Here is a 17,899-nt window from a genome sequence, read left to right as displayed (position 1 = left end):
CCTGAGGCATCCCCTGCTGCCCCCTGCCGCCCGCGGTCGACCGCGGGCGGCAGGGCGGCACGGCCGACCGTGGTCGCTCAGCCGAGACCGACCGCGGCCTGGGCGGCGGCCAGGACGGGCTCCGTGACCTCGCGGCAGCGCCGGGCGCCCTCGGCGTAGACGGCCGCGACGTGGGCGGGGTCGGCGGAGAGCTCGGCGTACCGCTGCTGCAGCGGCTCGAGCTCGGCGACGACCGCGTCGGTCACCGCCTTCTTGAGCGCGCCGTAGGTGGTGATGCCGTCGGCCGAGCCGCCGCACGCCTCGAGGATCTCCAGCAGGTTGGTGACACCGGGCTTCGCGTCGCGGTCGCGCCGGACGGCGCCGGCACCGGTGTCGGAGTCGGTGACGGCGCGGGCGACCTTGCGGCGCACCACGTCGGGCGGGTCGAGAAGGGCGATCACCCCGGCGTCGGCGCCGGACTTCGACATCTTCCGGGCCGGGTCGGCCAGGTCCATCACCCGTGCGCCGGCCGGGGGGACGGTCACCTCGGGCACGGTGAACACCGGCCCGTAGGTGCCGTTGAACCGCAGCGCCAGGTCGCGGGCGAGCTCCACGTGCTGCCGCTGGTCGTCGCCGACCGGCACCTGCTCGGTGCGGTAGAGCAGGATGTCGGCGGCCATCAGGACCGGGTAGGTGAACAGCGAGGCCCGCACCGACGCACCCTGCCGCGCCTTCTCCTTGAACTGGATCATCCGACCCAGCTCGCCCGTGGTCGCCACGCACTCGAGCAGGTAGCCCAGCTGGGCGTGGGCGGGCACCTGGCTCTGCACGAAGAGCGTGCTCCGGTCCAGGCCCGCCGCCAGCAGCAGCGTGGCCTGCTCGCGGACCGCCGCCCGCAGCGTGTCGGGCGCGCGCGGTGTGGTGAGCGCGTGCAGGTCGGAGATGCCGTAGAAGCAGTCCGCCCCGTCCTGTGCGGCGGCCATCGGTCGCAGCGCCCCGAGAAGGTTGCCGAGGGTCAGCCGGCCGCTCGGGGTCAGCAGCGAGAGTCGTCGGGTGGTGGTCATGGGTCCGCTCCTCGATGAGTGAGCCCACGGACGACCAGGCCGGGTACGACGAACGGCCGCCCGTGGGCGGCCGTCGGATGGGTGTGCTGGAAGGGTGGCCGCCGCTCAGGCGGGCCACCACGACGTCGTACGACTGCTCAGCACCCGACGATCATCCCACAGCGCCGCCGGGTACGGTCCCTGCATGACGACGGCCGGCACCACGGGCTCGGCTGCCCGCTGCCCGGGGCCGGCGAGCGTGGTGTTCGACCGGACGCTCGGCGCCTACGACTTCGGGCCCCGCCACCCGATGTCGCCCCTGCGGGTGGACCTGACGATGCGGCTGGCCGAGGAGGCCGGGGTGCTCGACCACCTCGAGGTGGTGGACGCGCCGATCGCGACCGACGACCTGATCGCCACCGTGCACGAACCCGCCCTGATCGAGGCCGTCGTGCGGGTCGGGGAGCAGCCCGGGCGGGTCGCGGAGGACCGCGGCCTCGGCACCGAGGACAACCCGGTCTTCCCGGGCATGCACCGTGCCTCGGCGCACGTCGTCGGCGCCACCCACGAGGCGTTCCGGCGCGTGTGGACCGGCGAGAGCCTCCACAGCGCCAACATCACCGGCGGCCTGCACCACGCCATGCCCGACCGGGCCAGCGGCTTCTGCATCTACAACGACGTCGCGGTCGGCATCCGCTGGCTCCTCGACCGGGGCGCGCAGCGGGTCGCCTACGTCGACGTCGACGTCCACCACGGCGACGGCGTCGAGCGGATCTTCTGGGACGACCCCCGGGTGCTGACGATCTCGCTGCACGAGTCCGGCCAGTTCCTCTTCCCCGGCACCGGGTTCCCCGACGACACCGGGGGCGAGGGTGCTGCCGGGTCGGCCGTCAACGTCGCGCTCCCGCCGGGCACCGGCGACAGCGGCTGGCTGCGGGCCTTCCACGCCGTCGTGCCACCGCTGCTGCGCGAGTTCGCGCCCGAGGTCCTGGTCACCCAGCACGGGTGCGACTCCCACGCCGACGACCCGCTCGCCGACCTCACGCTCAGCGTCGACGGCCAGCGGGCGGCGTACGTCGCCCTCCACGAGCTCGCGCACGAGGTCGCCGGCGGCCGCTGGGTCGCGACCGGGGGCGGCGGGTACGCCGTGTTCGGCGTCGTGCCCCGCGCCTGGACCCACCTGCTGGCCGTCGTCGCGGGGCACCCGGTCGACCCCGCCTCACCCGTGCCGCCGGGCTGGCGCGACTACCTCCGCGAGCGCTTCGACGCGCCCGCGCCGCAGCGGATGACCGACGGCGCCCGGGCGACGTACCGCCCGTGGGAGGAGGGCTACGACCCCGGCACCTGGCTCGACCGGGCGGTGCACGCGACGCGGACCAGCGTGTTCCCCCTGCACGGGCTCGACCCGGCCGCCTGGTGAGCCGAGAAGGTAAAATCTGCCGGGTGGGACGTCGGCCCGCCGCGCGGGTCAAGTCGACACGCCGTCGCTGCGGGAAGTTGCAGGCGTCCATCTCTTCCCACGAGTCACATCTGGCCCTATTCTCACGCCAGGGCGTCCGCTGATCACTGCTGGGGAAGGCGGTGACGGGCGCTTCCAGAAAGTGTGGTTGTCATGACTCCCACGTCGCACGAGCGCTCCGAGTCGCGCCCGGACCCCAAGTTCCTCACCATCGCCGAGGTCGCGGCGATGATGCGCGTCTCCAAGATGACGGTCTACCGCCTCGTGCACAACGGAGAGCTCCCCGCGGTCCGCGTCGGCCGCTCGTTCCGCGTGCACGAGGACGACGTCGACGAGTACCTGCGCAAGAGCTTCTACAACGCCGGCTGAGCCCGACCCGGCCCCGGTGCGCGCGATCCCGGCCCGGGTCCGGCCGGTCCCGCGCCCGGGCACCGATTCCACGCCGTGTGACGGGCCCGGATAGGCTGCACACTGCCCTCCGGCCACCTGCCGGAGCGTGAAGGTCGAAGACCGGGCCGCCCCGGTCCGGTGTGTTGGAGAGGTCCACGTGGGTTCTGTCATCAAGAAGCGGCGCAAGCGCATGGCGAAGAAGAAGCACCGCAAGCTTCTGAAGAAGACGCGGGTGCAGCGCCGCAAGCTCGGCAAGTAGCGCACGCCTCCCGCGCGGGATCTGGTCGACGGCAGGAGTCGGGGAGCGGGGATGAGCGGTCGGACGGTGCTGGTCACCGGGGTGTCCCGTGACCTGGGCCGTGCCTGCGCGCGCTCCCTCGCCGCCGAGCCCGGCGTCGACCGCGTCATCGGCGTCGACGTCATGCCGCCGCGCGGCGACATCGGCGACGTCCACTTCGTGCGGGCCGACATCCGCAACCCGGTGATCGCCAAGGTGATCGACCGGGAGGAGGTCGACACCGTCGTCCACATGAGCGTCATCGCCACCCCCGGCTCCGCCGGCGGGCGGGGCACGATGAAGGAGCTCAACGTCATCGGCACCATGCAGCTGCTCGCCGCCTGCCAGAAGGCCGAGCGGGTGCGGCAGCTGGTCGTGAAGTCGACGACCACGGTCTACGGCGCCAGCAGCCGCGACCCCGCGATGTTCACCGAGGAGATGGAGCCGCGCCGCCCCGCGCGCAGCGGCTACGCCAAGGACGTCGCCGAGGTCGAGGGCTACGTGCGCGGGTTCGCCCGCCGCCGGCCGGACGTGACCGTGACCCTGCTGCGGTGCGCGAACGTGATCGGCCCGCAGGTCGTCAGCCCGCTGACGTCGTACCTCCGGCTGCCGGTCATCCCCACCGTCCTCGGGTTCGACCCCCGGCTGCAGTTCCTCCACGAGAGCGACCTGACCCGCGTGCTGCGGCACGCCGTCACCACGCCGGTCACCGGCACCTTCAACGTCGCCGGCGAGGGCGTGATGGTGCTCTCCCAGGCGCTGCGCCGGCTCCAGCGCCCGACGGTGTCGCTGCCAGGGTTCGCGGTCGGCGCGCTCGGCCCGGCGCTGCGGTCGGCCCGGCTCGCCGACCTGTCCCCGGAGCTGCTGGCGTTCCTCACCTTCGGTCGCGGGGTCGACACCACCCGGATGCGCACCCGGCTCGGGTTCGAGCCGGCGTACTCCACCGCCGCGGCGGTCGCCGAGTTCGCGGCGACGCTGCCACCGACCGGCGGCCACGCCGACCGGCTCCTCGCCGCGGTCGCCGAGCACCTGCCGGAGCCCGGGCCCGAGCGGTCCGGCAGCCGACCGGTGGCCGTCGGCGGAGGTCGCGATGGGTGACGCGGAGATCATCCCGATCGGCACCCGCGGCCGCCCCGGCCGCGGCACCGGCACCCGCCCGTCGGCAGCCGCCCGCAGCCTGGCGCCGAACGCACGGCGCGGCGCCGCCCGGCCGGACCCGGCGGCCGACGAGCCCGCCGGCGAGACCTCCGACGCCGCGACGGGGGAGCCAGCCGAGGAGCAGGCCGTGCCGGCCGGGCAGCCGGCTGAGGCGGCCGGGCAGCCGGCCGGGACGGCCGCCGTACCCCGTGCGGAGGTCCGGGAGCCGCAGGGCATCCCGGTCGGCGACTGGCTCGAGGCGCTGCAGCTGGCCGCCCGCGAGGTGTTCGGGGAGCAGTGGGAGCCCAAGCTGGCACGGTTCCTCGCCTTGCTGCGGCGGCGGGTGACCGGCGACTACGAGGTCGATGAATACGGCTTCGACCGCGAGATCACCGAGCGGTTCTTCCTCGCGGCGCTGCGGCCGATCGCGAGCAAGTGGTTCCGGATCGAGGTGCGCGGCGCCGACAACATCCCCGCCGAGGGTGGTGCGCTCGTGGTCTCCAACCACTCGGGCACGGTGCCGGTCGACGGGCTGATGACGATGGTCTCGGTGCACGACCACACCGGCCGGTTCCTGCGTCCCCTCGGCGCCGACCTGGTGTTCCGCCTGCCGTTCGTCGGCACCGTCGCGCGCAAGGGCGGCGCCACCCTCGCCTGCCACGAGGACGCCGAGCGGATGCTGCGCAACGGCGAGCTCGCCGGCGTGTGGCCGGAGGGCTTCAAGGGCATCGGCAAGCCCTACTCCGAGCGCTACAAGCTGCAGCGCTTCGGCCGGGGCGGCTTCGTGTCGGCCGCGATCCGCACCGGCGTACCGATCGTCCCGCTGTCGGTCGTGGGTGCGGAGGGAGATCTATCCCCTCGTCGGCAACGTGCCCTCGCTCGCCCGGCTGCTCGGCGTGCCCTACATCCCGATCACGCCGCTGTTCCCCTGGCTCGGCCCGCTCGGCATGGTGCCGCTGCCGTCGAAGTGGCTGCTGGAGTTCGGCGAGCCGATCCGCACCGACGAGTACGACGAGGGCGCGGCCGACGACCCGATGCTGGTCTTCGACGTCACCGACCAGGTGCGCGAGACGATCCAGCAGACGCTCTACAGCCTGCTCGTGCAGCGCCAGTCGGTCTTCCGCTGAGCCGGGCCGCCGGTGTGGTCGACGGTGGTCGGCGTGGTCGAGCTGATCGGCGCGGTCGGGGTGGTCGGCGGTGGACGGCGGCCTCAGGGCCGGTCGGTCCGGGTCGGCGGGCGGACGTGACGGGCAAAACCTCCACTTGTCCGGCATTGCTTTGCCCGACATGTTGAGGTTTCCCCGGTCGGCCGGGGAAACCTCACGCCGTCCGCACCCCCGCCTCGACCGCGAATCGCGACCCGAGGTCGACGAGCCACAGGGCCGGTCGGTCCGGGTCGGCGCGCGGACGTGACGGGCAAAACCTCCACTTGTCCGGCATTGCTTTGCCCGACATGTTGAGGTTTCCCCGGTCGGCCGGGGAAACCTCACGCCGTCCGCACCCCCGCGACCGCCGCGACGGGCGCCCGGGACCGAGCCGCCGTCAGGGGCTGAGCAGTCCGTCGACGAGGCCGACCAGGCCGGTGACCAGGCCGGAGGTGGTCTCCTGCAGCGTTCGCGGCGGGTGCTCCTTCGACGGCTTGCCGCCGAGGGTGTCGCGCAGCTTGTCCTCGATCACCTTGATCGGGTTGTCGGGGGTGGTGGGTGCGCCGGGGCCGCTGGGGTCGGTGGTGTCGCCGGGCTGCTGCGCCGGCGGCTGCTGCTGGGGCGGCTGCGCCGTCTCGTCGGTGGTGGTGGGGGGGCGAGGTGTCCGGCGCCGACGTCGACGAGCCGCCGTCGCGGTCGACCTGACCGGCCTTCTCCTCGACCTGGGCGATGAAGTCGGGGGGCGGGCGCGACGGTGGAGTCGCTGGTGGTCTCGAGGCCGAGCAGGGTGGAGGGCAGGGCCGTGACGCTGGCGGCGAACTCCGGCAGCTCCGTCACCGCGCCGTCACCGCACGTCGGGCAGGCGTTGAACGCCGCGTCGTCGGCGTTGCGCACCGTCTGCGCGGCGGTGATCAGCGCCGGGCGGGCGTCGGCCGGGATCCGGTCGCCGAGCGCGTCGAGCTCGCCCATGCTGGTGCCGGTGAACGTCCGCAGCCGGTCGACACCGGCCTGCTCGCCGGTCTCGGTGTAGTCGTCGATCGCCAGCTCGGCCGCCTGGTGGGCGTGCTCGCCGAAGTCCTCGAGCGTCGCGGCGATCTCGTCGGCGTTCGCGTCGTCGCCGCGGGCGCTGAGCTCCTCGACCTCCTGCAGCCGGCGCTCGGCGTGGGCCAGCAGCGTCTCGGCCCGTTCGGCGTCGCTGGACTGGACGTTGGTCTGCGCGTTCTCGATCGCGCGCTTGACGGGGTAGAGCACGTCGCCGGGCAGGGCCGCCTGGGACGCCATCGCCATCGAGCCGGACGCGGCCACGACGGCGAACCCGCCGAGCACGGCCGCGAGCCGGCGCTCGCGGGACCCGCGACGCTGGCGGGGCGTGAGGCGGGCCACGGTGGCGGCGTCGACCGGGCGGGTCGACGGCTGCCGGGCCGCGGCCACCACCAGGCGGGAGCGCAGGTCGGCGACGAACTCGGGCCGGGCCTCGACCGGGGGAGCCGACCGCAGGGAGCCGACGACCTCGAGCAGGTCGGCGTACGCCGCCGCCGCGGCCTCGTCGCGTTCCGCGGCGGGGGTCGACAGCAGCGCGTCGAACTCGTCGGCGCGTCGCTTGCTCACGAAACCCCCCGTCATGCGTCTCGTCCTCGTCTGGTCTGCCGGTGCCTGCCGCGGTCGGCGGCGCGGTGGAGCTCCGGCCGGTCCCACACCGTCAACGACCGCTCGCGAGCGTTGGTTACGGGAGTCGGCTGCCGGGTCGTCCGGTGGGCGGCGGTCATCGCACGCCCTCCGGCATCAGCTTCGCCAGGTTGCGGACGCCGCGCAGCTGGAGCTGCTTGATCGCGCCCTCGCTGCGGCCCAGGCTCTTGGCGGTCTCGGCGATGCTCAGCCCCTGCAGGAACCGCATGACCAGGCAGTCCTTCTGCTCGTTGGGGAGCCGGGTGAGGGCCTCGAGCAGGATCTCGTTGGTGAGGCTGGCGAGCACCGCGGACTCCGGGCCCTCGGTCGCGTCGTCGTGCTGGCCCATGTCCTCGGTGGTGAGCTCGAGGCGGGTGCGGCCGGCCTTGAAGTGGTCGGTGGCCAGGTTGCGGGCGATCGTCATCAGCCACGCCCCGAAGTCCTTGCCCTGCCACCGGAAGGACGCCATGTTGCGCAGGGCGCGGAAGAACGTCTCGGAGGTGAGGTCCTCGGCCACGACGACCGAGCGGGTGCGGTAGTAGAGGAACCGGTAGACCGAGGGCTGGTAGTGGTCGTAGAGGAGCCCGAACGCGTCGGCGTCGCCCCCGCGCGCCAGCTCGACGAGGCCGATCAGCCGCTCGCGGTCCTCGGCGCTGTCCTCGGAGGAGGTGGCCAGCCGGGAGTCGCCGTAGCCGCCGCCGGCGTCGAAGGACTCCTCGGCGTGCGCCTCGCTCAGCAGCCATCCGAGCGGGGACGGGCGGCGCGGACCGGTGTCCGCGGCACCGGCGGCCGCGAGCGCCGGGGGAGGGGGGAGCACAGGGAGCGTGGGGGAGCAGGGCCGCGACGGCAGCACGCAGGGCCGCGAGGCCGCGCATGACGTCGTGGTCGCGGGACATCCCGGGCCCTCCCTCTGTGTCTCCCTCACGGGGATGGTACGGCTCCGGGGCCTCGGAGGGAACGAAAACCGGTGAACACCCGTATCGAGTTCCCGGATCTGGCCAGTCCTGGCTTGACAAGCGGGGCGGCGGTTGTTCTCGGCGGCCCTTCAGCGGAGGCGGCGCAGCAGCTGCCGCTTGACGACGACCCCCGCGACCACGGCGCCCGACGCGGCCGACCCGAGCACCAGGCCGGCGCGGGCGGCCTTGCGCCCGGTGCGGTAGTCGCGGACCCGCCAGCCCTGCTCGCGGGCGTGGGCGCGGAGCCGGGGGTCGGGGTTGATGGCGCACGGGTCCCCCGACCAGGCTCAGCATCGGCAGGTCGTTGATCGAGTCGGAGTACGCCGAGCAGCGGGCCAGGTCGAGCCCCTCCCGGTCGGCGAGCGCGAGCACCGCCTCGGCCTTGGCCGGCCCGTGCAGGAGGTCGCCGACCAGCCGGCCGGTGTAGACGCCGTCGACGTGCTCGGCCACGGTGCCGAGCGCCCCGGTCAGCCCGAGCCGGCGGGCGATCAGGCCGGCGATCTCGACCGGCGCGGCGGTCACCAGCCACACCCGCTGCCCCTGGTCGAGGTGCATCTGGGCCAGCGCCCGGGTGCCCGGCCAGATCCGGTGCGCCATCGCCTCGTCGAAGATCTCCTCGCCGAGCTCCTCCAGCTCGGTCACCGTGTGGCCGGCGATGAACGCCAGCGCGGAGTTGCGGGCCTCGGCGACGTGCTCGGGGTCCTCCACGCCCGCGATCCGGAAGTAGGCCTGCTTGTACGCCGCGCCCAGCAGGTCGCGGGTGGTGAAGAACTTCCGTCGGTAGAGGCCGCGGGCGAGGTGGTAGATGCTGGCGCCCTGCATGACGGTGTTGTCCACGTCGAAGAAGGCGGCCGCGCCCGGGTCGGACGGCAGCGCGAGCGCCGACTCGACCTCCGCGACGGCAGCGGCGGCCTCGCCGGCGAGCCTCGATCGCTGGCGGAGGTTGGGTCGCCGGCCCCTGTCCGACGGCGGTGCCATGCCAGAAGACTAGGCCGTCCCGGTGGGGCCGGGACGCCGTCGAGGGCCGGTCGCGTCGTCGTCGGCCCTGCGTAGGATCGCCCCCATGCTCTCCCCGGACGTCGCCGCGCTGGTCGCGGAGGCCGCGAGCGAGCACGGCGACCGGCTGGCGGTCGTCGAGGCGGGCGGCCGGGGGATGACCTGGGCCGGGCTGGACCTCGAGGTGAGCCGCGTCGCTTCGGGCCTCGGCGCCGCCGGGATCGTGGCCGGGCACCGGGTGATGCTGGCGCTCGGCAACCGGCTCGAGTTCGTGACGGCGTACCTCGGCGTGCTCCGGGCGCAGGCCGTGGCCGTGCCGGTCAACCCGGAGTCGACCGTCGCCGAGCTCACCCGGATGGTCGGTGACTCCGGAGCGCGCCTGGTGGTCGGCGAGGCCGCGACCCTGCCCGCGGTCCGCGCCGCGGTGGCGGGGAACGACCGGGTGCGGGTGGTCGCGGTCGGCACGTCGCCGGAGCCGGGGGAGCAGTCCTACGACGACCTCCGCGCGGCCGAGGTGCGGCCGGTGCCGCCGCTGCCCGACCCGGAGAAGCTCGCCGTGCTGCTCTACACCAGCGGCACGTCGGGGCTCCCGCGGGCGGCGATGCTGACCCACCGCGCCCTGCTCGCCAACGTCGAGCAGGTGGCGGCCGTCGACCCGCCCATGATCCACGCCGACGACGTCGTGCTCGGGGTGCTGCCCCTCTTCCACGTCTACGGGCTCAACGCCGTGCTGGGCGCCGTGGTCCGGCACCGGGCCAAGCTGGTGCTGACCGAGCGGTTCGACCCCGAGGGGACGCTCGACCTGATCGAGGACGAGGCCTGCAGCGTGGTGCCGGTCGCGCCGCCGGTCTTCGCGCAGTGGCGGCGGGTGGAGGCGCTCGCGGAGCGGCTCGGCCCGGTGCGGCTGGTGCTGTCGGGCTCGGCGCCGCTGGCGCCGGAGGACGTCGCGGAGTTCACGGCCCGCACCGGCGTCCCGGTCCACCAGGGCTACGGGCTCACCGAGGCGGCGCCGGTCGTCACCAGCACGCTGTGCTCCGCCGCCCCCGACCCGGCGTCCGTCGGCGCGCCGCTGCCGGGGATCGAGCTCCGCCTCGTCGACGACGACGGCCGCCCGCTCGACGGCGACACCGTCGGCGACCCCGGCGAGATCCAGGTGCGCGGCGCCAACCTGTTCAGCGGCTACTGGCCCGACGGGGCGGACGGGCCCGACGAGGAGGGCTGGTGGCCCACCGGCGACGTCGGCGTGGTCGACGCCGCCGGCGACCTGCACCTGGTCGACCGGGTGAAGGAGCTGGTGATCGTCTCCGGCTTCAACGTCTACCCGTCGGAGGTCGAGGCCGTCATCGAGGAGGTCGAGGGGGTGCGGCTCGCGGCCGTGATCGGGGTGCCCGACGAGGAGACCGGCGAGGCGGTTGTGGCCTACGTCGTGCCGGCCGACGCCTACGTCGTGCCGGCCGACGCCTCCGTCGACGCCGACTCCGTCGCCGCGACCGCGCTGGCCGCCGCCGTCGCCGACCGGTGCGCCGAGCGGCTCGCCCGGTTCAAGCGGCCGGAGCGGGTCGAGGTGGTCGCCGAGCTGCCGCAGACGGTGACCGGCAAGGTGCAGAAGGGCCGGCTGCGCGGCCGGGAGCGGCGCCGGGCCCTGGGGATCCTGGAGTGAGCGTGCGCGAGCCCCGGGTGACCCTCTACAGCCGTCCCGGCTGCCACCTCTGCGACGACGCCCGGGCGGTGATCGAGGCGGTCTGCGCCGAGCTGGGCGAGGCGTACGCCGAGGTCTCGATCGCCGGCGACCCCGACCTCGAGCAGCGGTTCGGGGAGGAGATCCCGGTGACCTTCGTCGACGGCCGCCAGCACGACTTCTGGCGGGTGGACCCGGTGCGCCTGCGCCGCGCCTTGGCGCCGACCCGGTGAGGCGGTGGGCACGGACCGGCGCGCTCCTCGCCGGCCTGGTGGTGCTGCTGCTCAGCCAGCAGCTCGGCCGCGCCGACCCCACGCAGGACTACCGGCCGGAGCTGCCGCCCGACGCCCTCACGACCGGCTGCTACCCGCTGCCGGGCGGCGTACGACCCGACTTCCCCTACCAGGTGCGCCGCGACCGCGACGTGACCACCGAGGCCGGACCGCGGCGCCGCCTGGAGGGCCAGTACGACGTCGTCGACGAGCAGGAGGCGCTCGCCGCCCTCGTCGCCGACTTCGAGGCGGTCGGCTTCCGGAGCCTCGCCGACCCGGGTGATCACGACGCCGTGCTGCGCCGCCCCGGCGGCGGGCCGGACGCGGTGGTCCGGATCCGGGTCGAGCCGTTCCCCGGGGTCGGGGAGGAGAGCCTGGTGCGCGGCACCTTCGAGCTCGACCTGCCCGTGCACCGGTTGCCCCCGGACGCGCCCGCCGTGTGCCACGACGCGAAGACGACCAAGCGCTGGTCGGGGACGGCCGACCGATGAGCCTCGGCGCGGTCGTCGACCGGGTCGCCCCCCTTCCTGCCGCGGCCGGAACGGGCGATCGGGTGGCTGGTCGGTGCGCACGTGGTGCTCAAGCTGCTGATCTACCCGCTCGCGATGCAGGCGCCGCCCTTCGGCGACGAGCAGCAGTACTACGACGGCGCCCGGGCGCTCTCCAACTACCTGCGCGACCTGTTCGCGTTCCAGGTGCCCGACACCCGCGAGCTCGAGGCCAACGTGGTGGCGTCGGGCTGGTTCATGCCCGGCATGTCGGTCCTGATGACGCCGCTGTTCCTCCTGGTCCCCGACGCCTCCGAGCCGGTGGCGCGGGCCTACCTCGGCGCGGCCAACCTCGTCGTGCTGCTGTGGGCGGTGAGCTCGGTCAGGCGGCACCTGGGGCCCGGGTACGCCGCGCTGGTGCTGGTGTTCCCCGCGCTGTTGCCGAGCTGGGTGCTGATGTCGTTCACCGCCTACGGCGACCCGGTCAGCGGACTGGTGCTGGTGGCCCTGGTCGCGCACGTCGTCGGCGTGCTCCGCACGCTGCGCCGCGGCGAGGCGCCCGGGTGGCGTGAGGCGGTCCGGCTCGGGGTGCTGGCGATCGCGGTGCTCTACCTGCGCTCGAGCACGCTGCCGGTCCTCGCGGCAGTCGGGGCGGTCGCCTTGCTGGCGACGGTGCTCCTCCTCCGCGGCGCGCTGCGGTGGCGCGCGCTGCTGCAGGCGGGCCTGGCCGCGGCCGTGTTCCTCGTGCTGCTGGCACCCTGGTCGCTGGCCGCGTCGCACGTGCTCGGTGCCCGGGTCGTCACCACCACGACCGTGCCGGTCTCGCTCGCCCAGACGTTCGGCGACGAGGAGCAGGTGTGCTTCGGGCCGTGCGACCCCGACAGCCCCACCTGGTTCGAGCCGCTGCGCTACTCCCGCGAGGTCGCGCGGGCGACCGGGACGAGCGAGGTCGAGGTGCAGGAGCAGATGTCGGACTTCGCGCTGCGGGACCTGACCCGGCAGGACTACGCCCGCCGGGCGTGGCGCAACATCGCCGCCTACTTCGGGATCCCGGCGAACTTCTTGCGCTACATCACCCCGCCGGAGGGCCGTGGGCCCGTCGGCGAGGTCGGCGAGCGGGTCGCGTGGGTGACGACGTACCTCCTCTACGCGCCCGTGGCGCTGGCGATGCTGGCGTCGATGTTCAGCGTGCAGCGGCGGTCGCTGGAGGCGCGGCTGCTCGACGTGGTGACGAAGCTGTGCCTCGGTGCGCTGTTCGTGCAGCCGTTCGTGCACATCGCCGGCTCCCGCTACTGGACGACGGCGGGCCCGCTGTTTGTGATCGCCGCGGCGAGCTTCCTCCGGGAGCGGCAGGTACGCCGACGCGAGGCGCCGGAGCCGCCCGAGCGGCTCGCCGAACTCGACGCACGGCTCGACCGGTGGCTCGCCGTCGTGCAGCGCACGCTCGTCGGTGCGACGGTGGCCGTCGGCGTCGTGCTCGGCCTGATGGCGATCTGAGCCGGCGGGCAAGTCGTTAGCGCGGACGGTGGGGGGTGACTAGCATCTCGGCCATGCCCGATCCCACGGACTCGGGGCGCCGTCGGGTGGCGTACGTGCTGCCGGTCTACGACGAGGCGGACGGCCTCGCCGCCTTCCACGCCGCCCTCGTCGAGGCCACCGCGCAGCGGCCCGACCTCGACTACGAGTTCGTCTACGTCGACGACGGGAGCCGGGACGAGTCGCTGGAGCGGCTGCTCGGCCTGCGCGCCGACGACCCGCGGGTCACCGTGCTCTCCCTCTCGCGCAACTTCGGCCACCAGCTGGCGGTCACCGCCGGGCTCGACCTGGTCGCCGAGGAGGGTCTCGCGGACGCGGTGGTGGTGATGGACACCGACCTCCAGGACCCGCCCCGCGTCAGCCTGGAGATGATCGCGATGTGGGAGCGCGGCGTCGACGTCGTCTACGGCCAGCGGCGCACCCGCAGGGACACGTTCTTCAAGCGCACCACCGCCTTCGCGTTCTACTGGACGCTGAGCCGGCTGGCGTCGATCGAGATCCCGCGCAACGTCGGCGACTTCCGGCTGATGGACCGCCAGGTGGTCGCCGAGGTGGCCCGCTACCGCGAGCACGGCCGGTTCCTCCGCGGGATCGTGGCGCACGTCGGGTTCCGGCAGGAGGCGCTGCTGTTCGACCGGGACGAGCGGCGGGCGGGGGAGAGCGGCTACCCGCTGCGGAAGATGCTGAGCTTCGCCGGTCACGGGATCCTCGGCTTCTCCACCGCGCCGCTGCGGCTGATCTCGCGGCTCGGCATCGCGATCTCGCTGCTGAGCGTGCTGATGGCGCTGTACGTCGTCTACGTGCGGGTCTTCCAGCCCGACCAGACGGTGCCCGGCTGGGCGTTCCTCGCGGTCGGCATGTTCATGCTCGGCGGGATCCAGCTGATCATGATGGGCGTGATCGGCATGTACCTCGGCCGGGTCTACATCGAGGCCCAGGACCGGCCGCTGTACTCCCTCGCGCTGGTCGCCCGGGACGGCCCGGTCCCCTCGGGCCCGTCGACACCGGCTCCGCGCCGGCCCCGTGACCTCACCGACACCGACCGGGGAGCGCCCCGCTGAGCGGCCGCCTCTCGTGGACCGCGGTGCGGTTCGCCGGGGTGGGCCTGTGCAACACGGCGATCGACTGGGCGCTGTTCCTGGCGCTGCACGACCGGCTCGGCATCACGCTGGCCAACCTCTGCTCCTCCAGCGCCGGGATGGCGTTCAGCTTCGTCGTCAACGGGCTGTTCACGTTCCGCGCCGGCCGCCTCACCCTGCGCCAGGCGGGCCTGTTCGTGCTCACCACCGGCGCCGTGATGTGGGTCGCCCAGCCGCTGCTCATCCACGGCTGGCTGTGGCTGCTCGACGGACTGGGGCCGGCCGTCGCCTCGGACGACTGGCGCCTCGGCGCCGCCAAGCTCGCCGCCATCGCCTGCAGCCTGGTGCTGAACTTCGCCGCCTACCGCTACGTCGTGTGGCCCGTCACCCACCGCCGTACCCCCGCCGCTCGTTGAATCGGCCCTCGTGGTGGGTCGAATCGTGTCTCGTGGTGGGTTGAATCGGCCCTCGTGGTGGGTTGAATCGGCCCTCGTGGTGGGTCGAATCGGGTCTCGTGGTCGGTCGAGTCCGGCCTCGTGGCGTTCGTCACCGACCCCGCCGGGACCGCCCGGCCGAGATTTTGTTCTCGCGTTCACAAGCTCCTATGGTGATCGGGCCGCGCCAACCACCGGCAGGGGCTGCGGCTGGAAAGAAGAGCTGTGACCGCACGGAGTTCGAGCGAGACGGCCCGGGTGATCCCTGAGGCCACGGTGGCGCGGCTGCCCGTGTACCTGCGGGCGCTCACCGCGCTGGCCGACCGCGGCATCCGCACCTGCTCCAGCGAGGAGCTCGCGACCGCCGCCGGCGTCAACAGCGCCAAGCTCCGCAAGGACCTGTCCTACCTGGGCAGCTACGGCACCAGGGGCGTCGGGTACGACGTCGACTACCTGCGCTACCAGATCGCCCGCGAGATCGGGGTGACCCAGGACTGGCCGGTCGTCATCGTCGGCATCGGCAACCTGGGCCACGCGCTCGCCAACTACTCCGGGTTCCGCAGCCGTGGGTTCCGCGTGGTCGCGCTGCTCGACGCCGACCGCTCCCGCCACCAGGAGGTCGTGGCCGGGGTGGCGGTGCGGCCCTTCGACGACCTCGAGGCGATCGTGCACGAGCACGCGGTGGCGATCGGCGTGATCGCGACGCCCGCGGCGGCCGCCCAGGACGTCGCTGACCGGATGGTCGCCTGCGGCATCACCAGCATCCTCAACTTCGCGCCCGCCGTGCTCGCGGTCCCCGACGGTGTCGACGTACGCAAGGTCGACCTGTCGATCGAGCTGCAGATCCTGGCCTACCACGAGCAGCGGAAGGCGCAGGTCGGCCAGGCCGCAGCCAGCGTCGACGGGGTCGACGGGCTCGACGGGCTCGACGGGGCGGCCGGGGTCGGCTCGGGCCAGCTCGACGGAGCAACGATCGGAGTGGACAAGTGAGCGTCCTCGTCGTCGGCATCTCCCACAACTCCGCCCCCGTCGCGCTCCTCGAGCGGGTCGCGCTCGACGAGGACGGCATCCAGAAGCTGATCGCCGACGCCTCCTCGTGCGACCACGTCGCGGAGGCGACGGTCATCTCGACGTGCAACCGGGTCGAGATCTACACCGAGGTCGAGCGGTTCCACGGCAGCGTCGAGGCGCTCTCCCGGCTGCTCGTCGAGCGGGCCGGCGAGACGACCGAGGCGATCCTGCCCCACCTCTACGTCCACTACGACGACGGCGCGATCTCCCACCTGTTCCAGGTGGCCGCGGGCATGGACTCGATGGCGGTCGGCGAGGGCCAGATCCTCGGCCAGACGCGGGAGGCGCTGCGCCGCGGCCAGGAGCTGGGCACGGTGGGGCCGGCCCTCAACATGCTGTTCCAGCAGGCGCTGCGGGTCGGCAAGCGCACCCGCGCCGAGACCGGCATCGACCAGGTCGCGCCCACGCTCGTCAGCGCGGCGCTCGCCCACACGGACGCGACCGCCGGCGCGGTCGCCGGCAAGGACGTCGTCGTCCTCGGCGCCGGCGCGATGGCGGGGCTCGCCACCGCGACCGTGAGCCGGATGGGCGCCGGCCGGATCACGGTCGTCAACCGGTCCTCCGACCGGGCCCGCCACCTCGCCGAGCAGTACGACGCCCGCCCACTCGGGATCGAGGCCCTCGCGGACGCACTGGCCGACGCGGAGGTGCTGATCACCTGCACCGGCTCCCGCCGGCACGCTGGTCGGGGCCGACCTGGTGCGGTCGGCCCGCGCCGGGACCGACCGGCCGCTCGCGGTGATCGACCTCGCGCTGCCCCCACGACGTCGACCCGGCCGTCGGCGACCTGCCCGGGGTCGCGCTGGTGGGTCTCGCCGAGCTGGCCGAGGCGCTGCACGGCAGCGAGTCCGGCGCCGAGGTGCTGGAGGTGCGGCGGATCCTCGGCGAGGAGGTCACCGCGTTCCTCGCCGCCCGTCGGCAGGCCAGCGTCACCCCCACCGTGGTCGCCCTGCGGTCGATGGCGACCTCGGTCGTCGATGCGGAGATGACCCGTCTCGAGAGCCGCCTGCCCGAGCTCGACGACGCGGTGCGCGCGGAGATCCGGCAGACGGTGCGGCGGGTGGCCGACAAGCTGCTCCACGAGCCCACGGTGCGGGTCAAGCAGCTCGCCGACGAGCAGGGCGCGGTGTCCTACGCCGCCGCGCTCGCGGAGCTGTTCGCGCTCGACCCGGAGGCGGTCGACGCCGTGACCCGTCCGATCGGCGTGCCCGAGGAGGGATCGTCGTGACGGCCTCCGGCACCCGCACGCTCCGGGTCGGCACCCGCCGCAGCGTGCTCGCCACGACCCAGTCCGAGCACGTGGCGGCGATGCTGCGCGAGCGGCTCGGCGTCGAGACCGAGCTGGTCGAGGTGACGACCGACGGCGACCGCACCCAGGCCGCCGGAACGCCGCTGCGCGGCAGCACGACCGGGGTGTTCGTCAGCGCGCTGCGAGACGCGCTGCTCGACGGTGAGATCGACCTCGCCGTCCACTCGCTCAAGGACCTCCCGACGTACGCCGCCGACGGCATCACCGTGGCCGCCGTACCGCCGCGCGAGGACCCGCGCGACGTCGTCGTCGCCCGTGACGGGCTCACCCTCGGCGAGTTGCCGGTGGGCAGCATCGTCGGCACCGGCTCGCCCCGACGGGCCGCGCAGCTGCACGCCCTCGGCCTCGGTTTGGTCGTGGTGGGCATCCGTGGCAACGTCGACACCCGGATCGGCAAGGTGCGAGCTGGAGAGTGTGACGCGGTGGTGCTGGCGCGGGCCGGGCTGTCCCGGATCGGACGGCTGGACGAGGTGAGCGAGGTGCTCGACCCGCTCCAGGTGCTTCCCGCGCCCGGCCAGGGCGCGCTCGCCGTCGAGTGCCGCTCCGACGACCCGCTCGCCGAGCGGCTCGCGCTCGTCGATGACCCCGCCACCCATGCGGCGGTGGTCGCCGAGCGCGCGGCGCTGGCGACGCTCGAGGGCGGCTGCTCGGCCCCGATCGGCGCCCTCGCCGAGGTCGCCGAGGGGGAGGAGGGCCCCGAGCTGTGGCTGCGGGCCGTCGTGCTCTCCGAGGACGGCGCGCTCTCCGTACGACGCTCGGCCTCCGCCCCGCTCACCGACCGCGCCGCCGCAGCCGACCTGGGGTCGCGGCTGGCGCAGGAGATGCTCGACGACGGCGCCGCCGAGCTCCGCTCCGAAGCCCCCGACTCCCCAGGCGACAACGAACCCCCCGCAGGATCGACAGAGGTGCAGAACGCATGACGCGAGCCCGATCGGCACAGCCGGCCACCAAGGCCAAGACTGTGCGTCCCACCGCCCCCCGCCGT

19 protein-coding genes and 1 pseudogene are annotated in these 17,899 nt (G+C 74.1%); 15 read left to right on the top strand and 5 right to left on the bottom strand.

Going from position 1 to position 17,899, the window contains the following annotated elements; all coding sequences use genetic code 11:
* Window positions 1-77 precede the first annotated feature (77 nt).
* Complete coding sequence (gene trpS, locus MF408_RS06990) at window positions 78-1,043, bottom strand: tryptophan--tRNA ligase (protein WP_240250796.1); 966 nt, start codon at window positions 1,041-1,043, stop codon at window positions 78-80.
* 184 nt (window positions 1,044-1,227) lie between these two features.
* Here trpS and MF408_RS06985 point away from each other — a divergent pair, with 184 nt between their 5' ends.
* From MF408_RS06985 to MF408_RS06965, 5 genes are all read left to right on the top strand, one after another.
* Window positions 1,228-2,442, top strand: coding sequence for an acetoin utilization protein AcuC (locus MF408_RS06985; RefSeq protein ID WP_240250795.1), 1,215 nt, complete (start codon window positions 1,228-1,230; stop codon window positions 2,440-2,442).
* A 192-nt stretch (window positions 2,443-2,634) separates the two neighbouring features.
* Window positions 2,635-2,850, top strand: coding sequence for a helix-turn-helix domain-containing protein (locus tag MF408_RS06980; protein WP_240250794.1), 216 nt, complete (start codon window positions 2,635-2,637; stop codon window positions 2,848-2,850).
* A gap of 178 nt (window positions 2,851-3,028) precedes the next feature.
* On the top strand, window positions 3,029-3,130 hold the full coding sequence (locus MF408_RS06975; RefSeq protein ID WP_008356322.1) for an AURKAIP1/COX24 domain-containing protein: 102 nt from the start codon (window positions 3,029-3,031) through the stop codon (window positions 3,128-3,130).
* Between the two features lie 51 nt (window positions 3,131-3,181).
* The gene (locus MF408_RS06970; RefSeq protein ID WP_240250793.1) at window positions 3,182-4,246 is read left to right on the top strand and encodes an NAD-dependent epimerase/dehydratase family protein; all 1,065 of its coding nucleotides are present in this window, start codon (window positions 3,182-3,184) and stop codon (window positions 4,244-4,246) included.
* Complete coding sequence (locus tag MF408_RS06965) at window positions 4,239-5,579, top strand: lysophospholipid acyltransferase family protein (protein ID WP_240250792.1); 1,341 nt, start codon at window positions 4,239-4,241, stop codon at window positions 5,577-5,579. Before MF408_RS06970 ends, MF408_RS06965 begins: the two co-directional genes overlap by 8 nt.
* Before the next feature lie 248 nt (window positions 5,580-5,827).
* Here the strand turns inward: MF408_RS06965 and MF408_RS25105 are convergent, their stop codons facing one another.
* The 4 genes and pseudogenes from MF408_RS25105 to MF408_RS26710 all read right to left on the bottom strand — a co-directional run.
* Window positions 5,828-5,962 carry a hypothetical protein gene (locus MF408_RS25105; protein ID WP_275693369.1) on the bottom strand — a complete coding sequence of 45 codons (135 nt, stop codon included), beginning with the start codon at window positions 5,960-5,962 and terminating at the stop codon, window positions 5,828-5,830.
* Window positions 5,959-7,053, bottom strand: coding sequence for a DUF5667 domain-containing protein (locus MF408_RS06960; RefSeq protein WP_240250791.1), 1,095 nt, complete (start codon window positions 7,051-7,053; stop codon window positions 5,959-5,961). The genes MF408_RS25105 and MF408_RS06960 overlap by 4 nt, the downstream gene beginning before the upstream one ends.
* Before the next feature lie 139 nt (window positions 7,054-7,192).
* Window positions 7,193-7,912, bottom strand: coding sequence for a sigma-70 family RNA polymerase sigma factor (locus tag MF408_RS06955; protein WP_240250790.1), 720 nt, complete (start codon window positions 7,910-7,912; stop codon window positions 7,193-7,195).
* A gap of 454 nt (window positions 7,913-8,366) precedes the next feature.
* Window positions 8,367-8,873 (bottom strand): annotated as a pseudogene (locus MF408_RS26710) (HAD-IB family hydrolase); the annotation flags it as partial.
* 241 nt (window positions 8,874-9,114) lie between these two features.
* On the opposite strand from MF408_RS26710, the gene MF408_RS06945 reads away from it, so the two are divergent.
* The 10 genes from MF408_RS06945 to hemC all read left to right on the top strand — a co-directional run bounded on the left by MF408_RS06945 (window position 9,115) and on the right by hemC (window position 17,834).
* Window positions 9,115-10,707 carry an AMP-binding protein gene (locus MF408_RS06945; RefSeq protein ID WP_240250789.1) on the top strand — a complete coding sequence of 531 codons (1,593 nt, stop codon included), beginning with the start codon at window positions 9,115-9,117 and terminating at the stop codon, window positions 10,705-10,707.
* A gap of 2 nt (window positions 10,708-10,709) precedes the next feature.
* Entirely contained in the window at window positions 10,710-10,958 is a 249-nt protein-coding gene (locus MF408_RS06940) for a glutaredoxin family protein (RefSeq protein ID WP_240251712.1), read from the top strand.
* The gene (locus tag MF408_RS06935) at window positions 10,955-11,488 is read left to right on the top strand and encodes a hypothetical protein (protein ID WP_240250788.1); all 534 of its coding nucleotides are present in this window, start codon (window positions 10,955-10,957) and stop codon (window positions 11,486-11,488) included. The genes MF408_RS06940 and MF408_RS06935 overlap by 4 nt, the downstream gene beginning before the upstream one ends.
* An 81-nt stretch (window positions 11,489-11,569) precedes the next feature.
* Window positions 11,570-12,982 carry a hypothetical protein gene (locus MF408_RS06930; RefSeq protein ID WP_240250787.1) on the top strand — a complete coding sequence of 471 codons (1,413 nt, stop codon included), beginning with the start codon at window positions 11,570-11,572 and terminating at the stop codon, window positions 12,980-12,982.
* A 53-nt stretch (window positions 12,983-13,035) separates the two neighbouring features.
* Entirely contained in the window at window positions 13,036-14,082 is a 1,047-nt protein-coding gene (locus MF408_RS06925; protein WP_240250786.1) for a glycosyltransferase family 2 protein, read from the top strand.
* Between the two features lie 23 nt (window positions 14,083-14,105).
* Window positions 14,106-14,516, top strand: coding sequence for a GtrA family protein (locus MF408_RS06920; protein ID WP_240250785.1), 411 nt, complete (start codon window positions 14,106-14,108; stop codon window positions 14,514-14,516).
* 228 nt (window positions 14,517-14,744) lie between these two features.
* Entirely contained in the window at window positions 14,745-15,524 is a 780-nt protein-coding gene (locus MF408_RS06915; RefSeq protein ID WP_240251710.1) for a redox-sensing transcriptional repressor Rex, read from the top strand.
* Complete coding sequence (hemA, locus tag MF408_RS06910) at window positions 15,521-16,594, top strand: glutamyl-tRNA reductase (RefSeq protein ID WP_240250784.1); 1,074 nt, start codon at window positions 15,521-15,523, stop codon at window positions 16,592-16,594. The genes MF408_RS06915 and hemA overlap by 4 nt, the downstream gene beginning before the upstream one ends.
* Window positions 16,483-16,833, top strand: coding sequence for a hypothetical protein (locus tag MF408_RS06905; protein WP_240251708.1), 351 nt, complete (start codon window positions 16,483-16,485; stop codon window positions 16,831-16,833). Before hemA ends, MF408_RS06905 begins: the two co-directional genes overlap by 112 nt.
* Entirely contained in the window at window positions 16,830-17,834 is a 1,005-nt protein-coding gene (hemC, locus tag MF408_RS06900; protein ID WP_240250783.1) for a hydroxymethylbilane synthase, read from the top strand. Before MF408_RS06905 ends, hemC begins: the two co-directional genes overlap by 4 nt.
* Window positions 17,835-17,899: the final 65 nt, after the last annotated feature.

Source organism: Nocardioides sp. TF02-7 (assembly GCF_022437945.1).
In the GTDB taxonomy this organism is placed as follows: domain Bacteria; phylum Actinomycetota; class Actinomycetes; order Propionibacteriales; family Nocardioidaceae; genus Nocardioides.
This window is presented reverse-complemented; position numbering and strand designations above follow the sequence as displayed.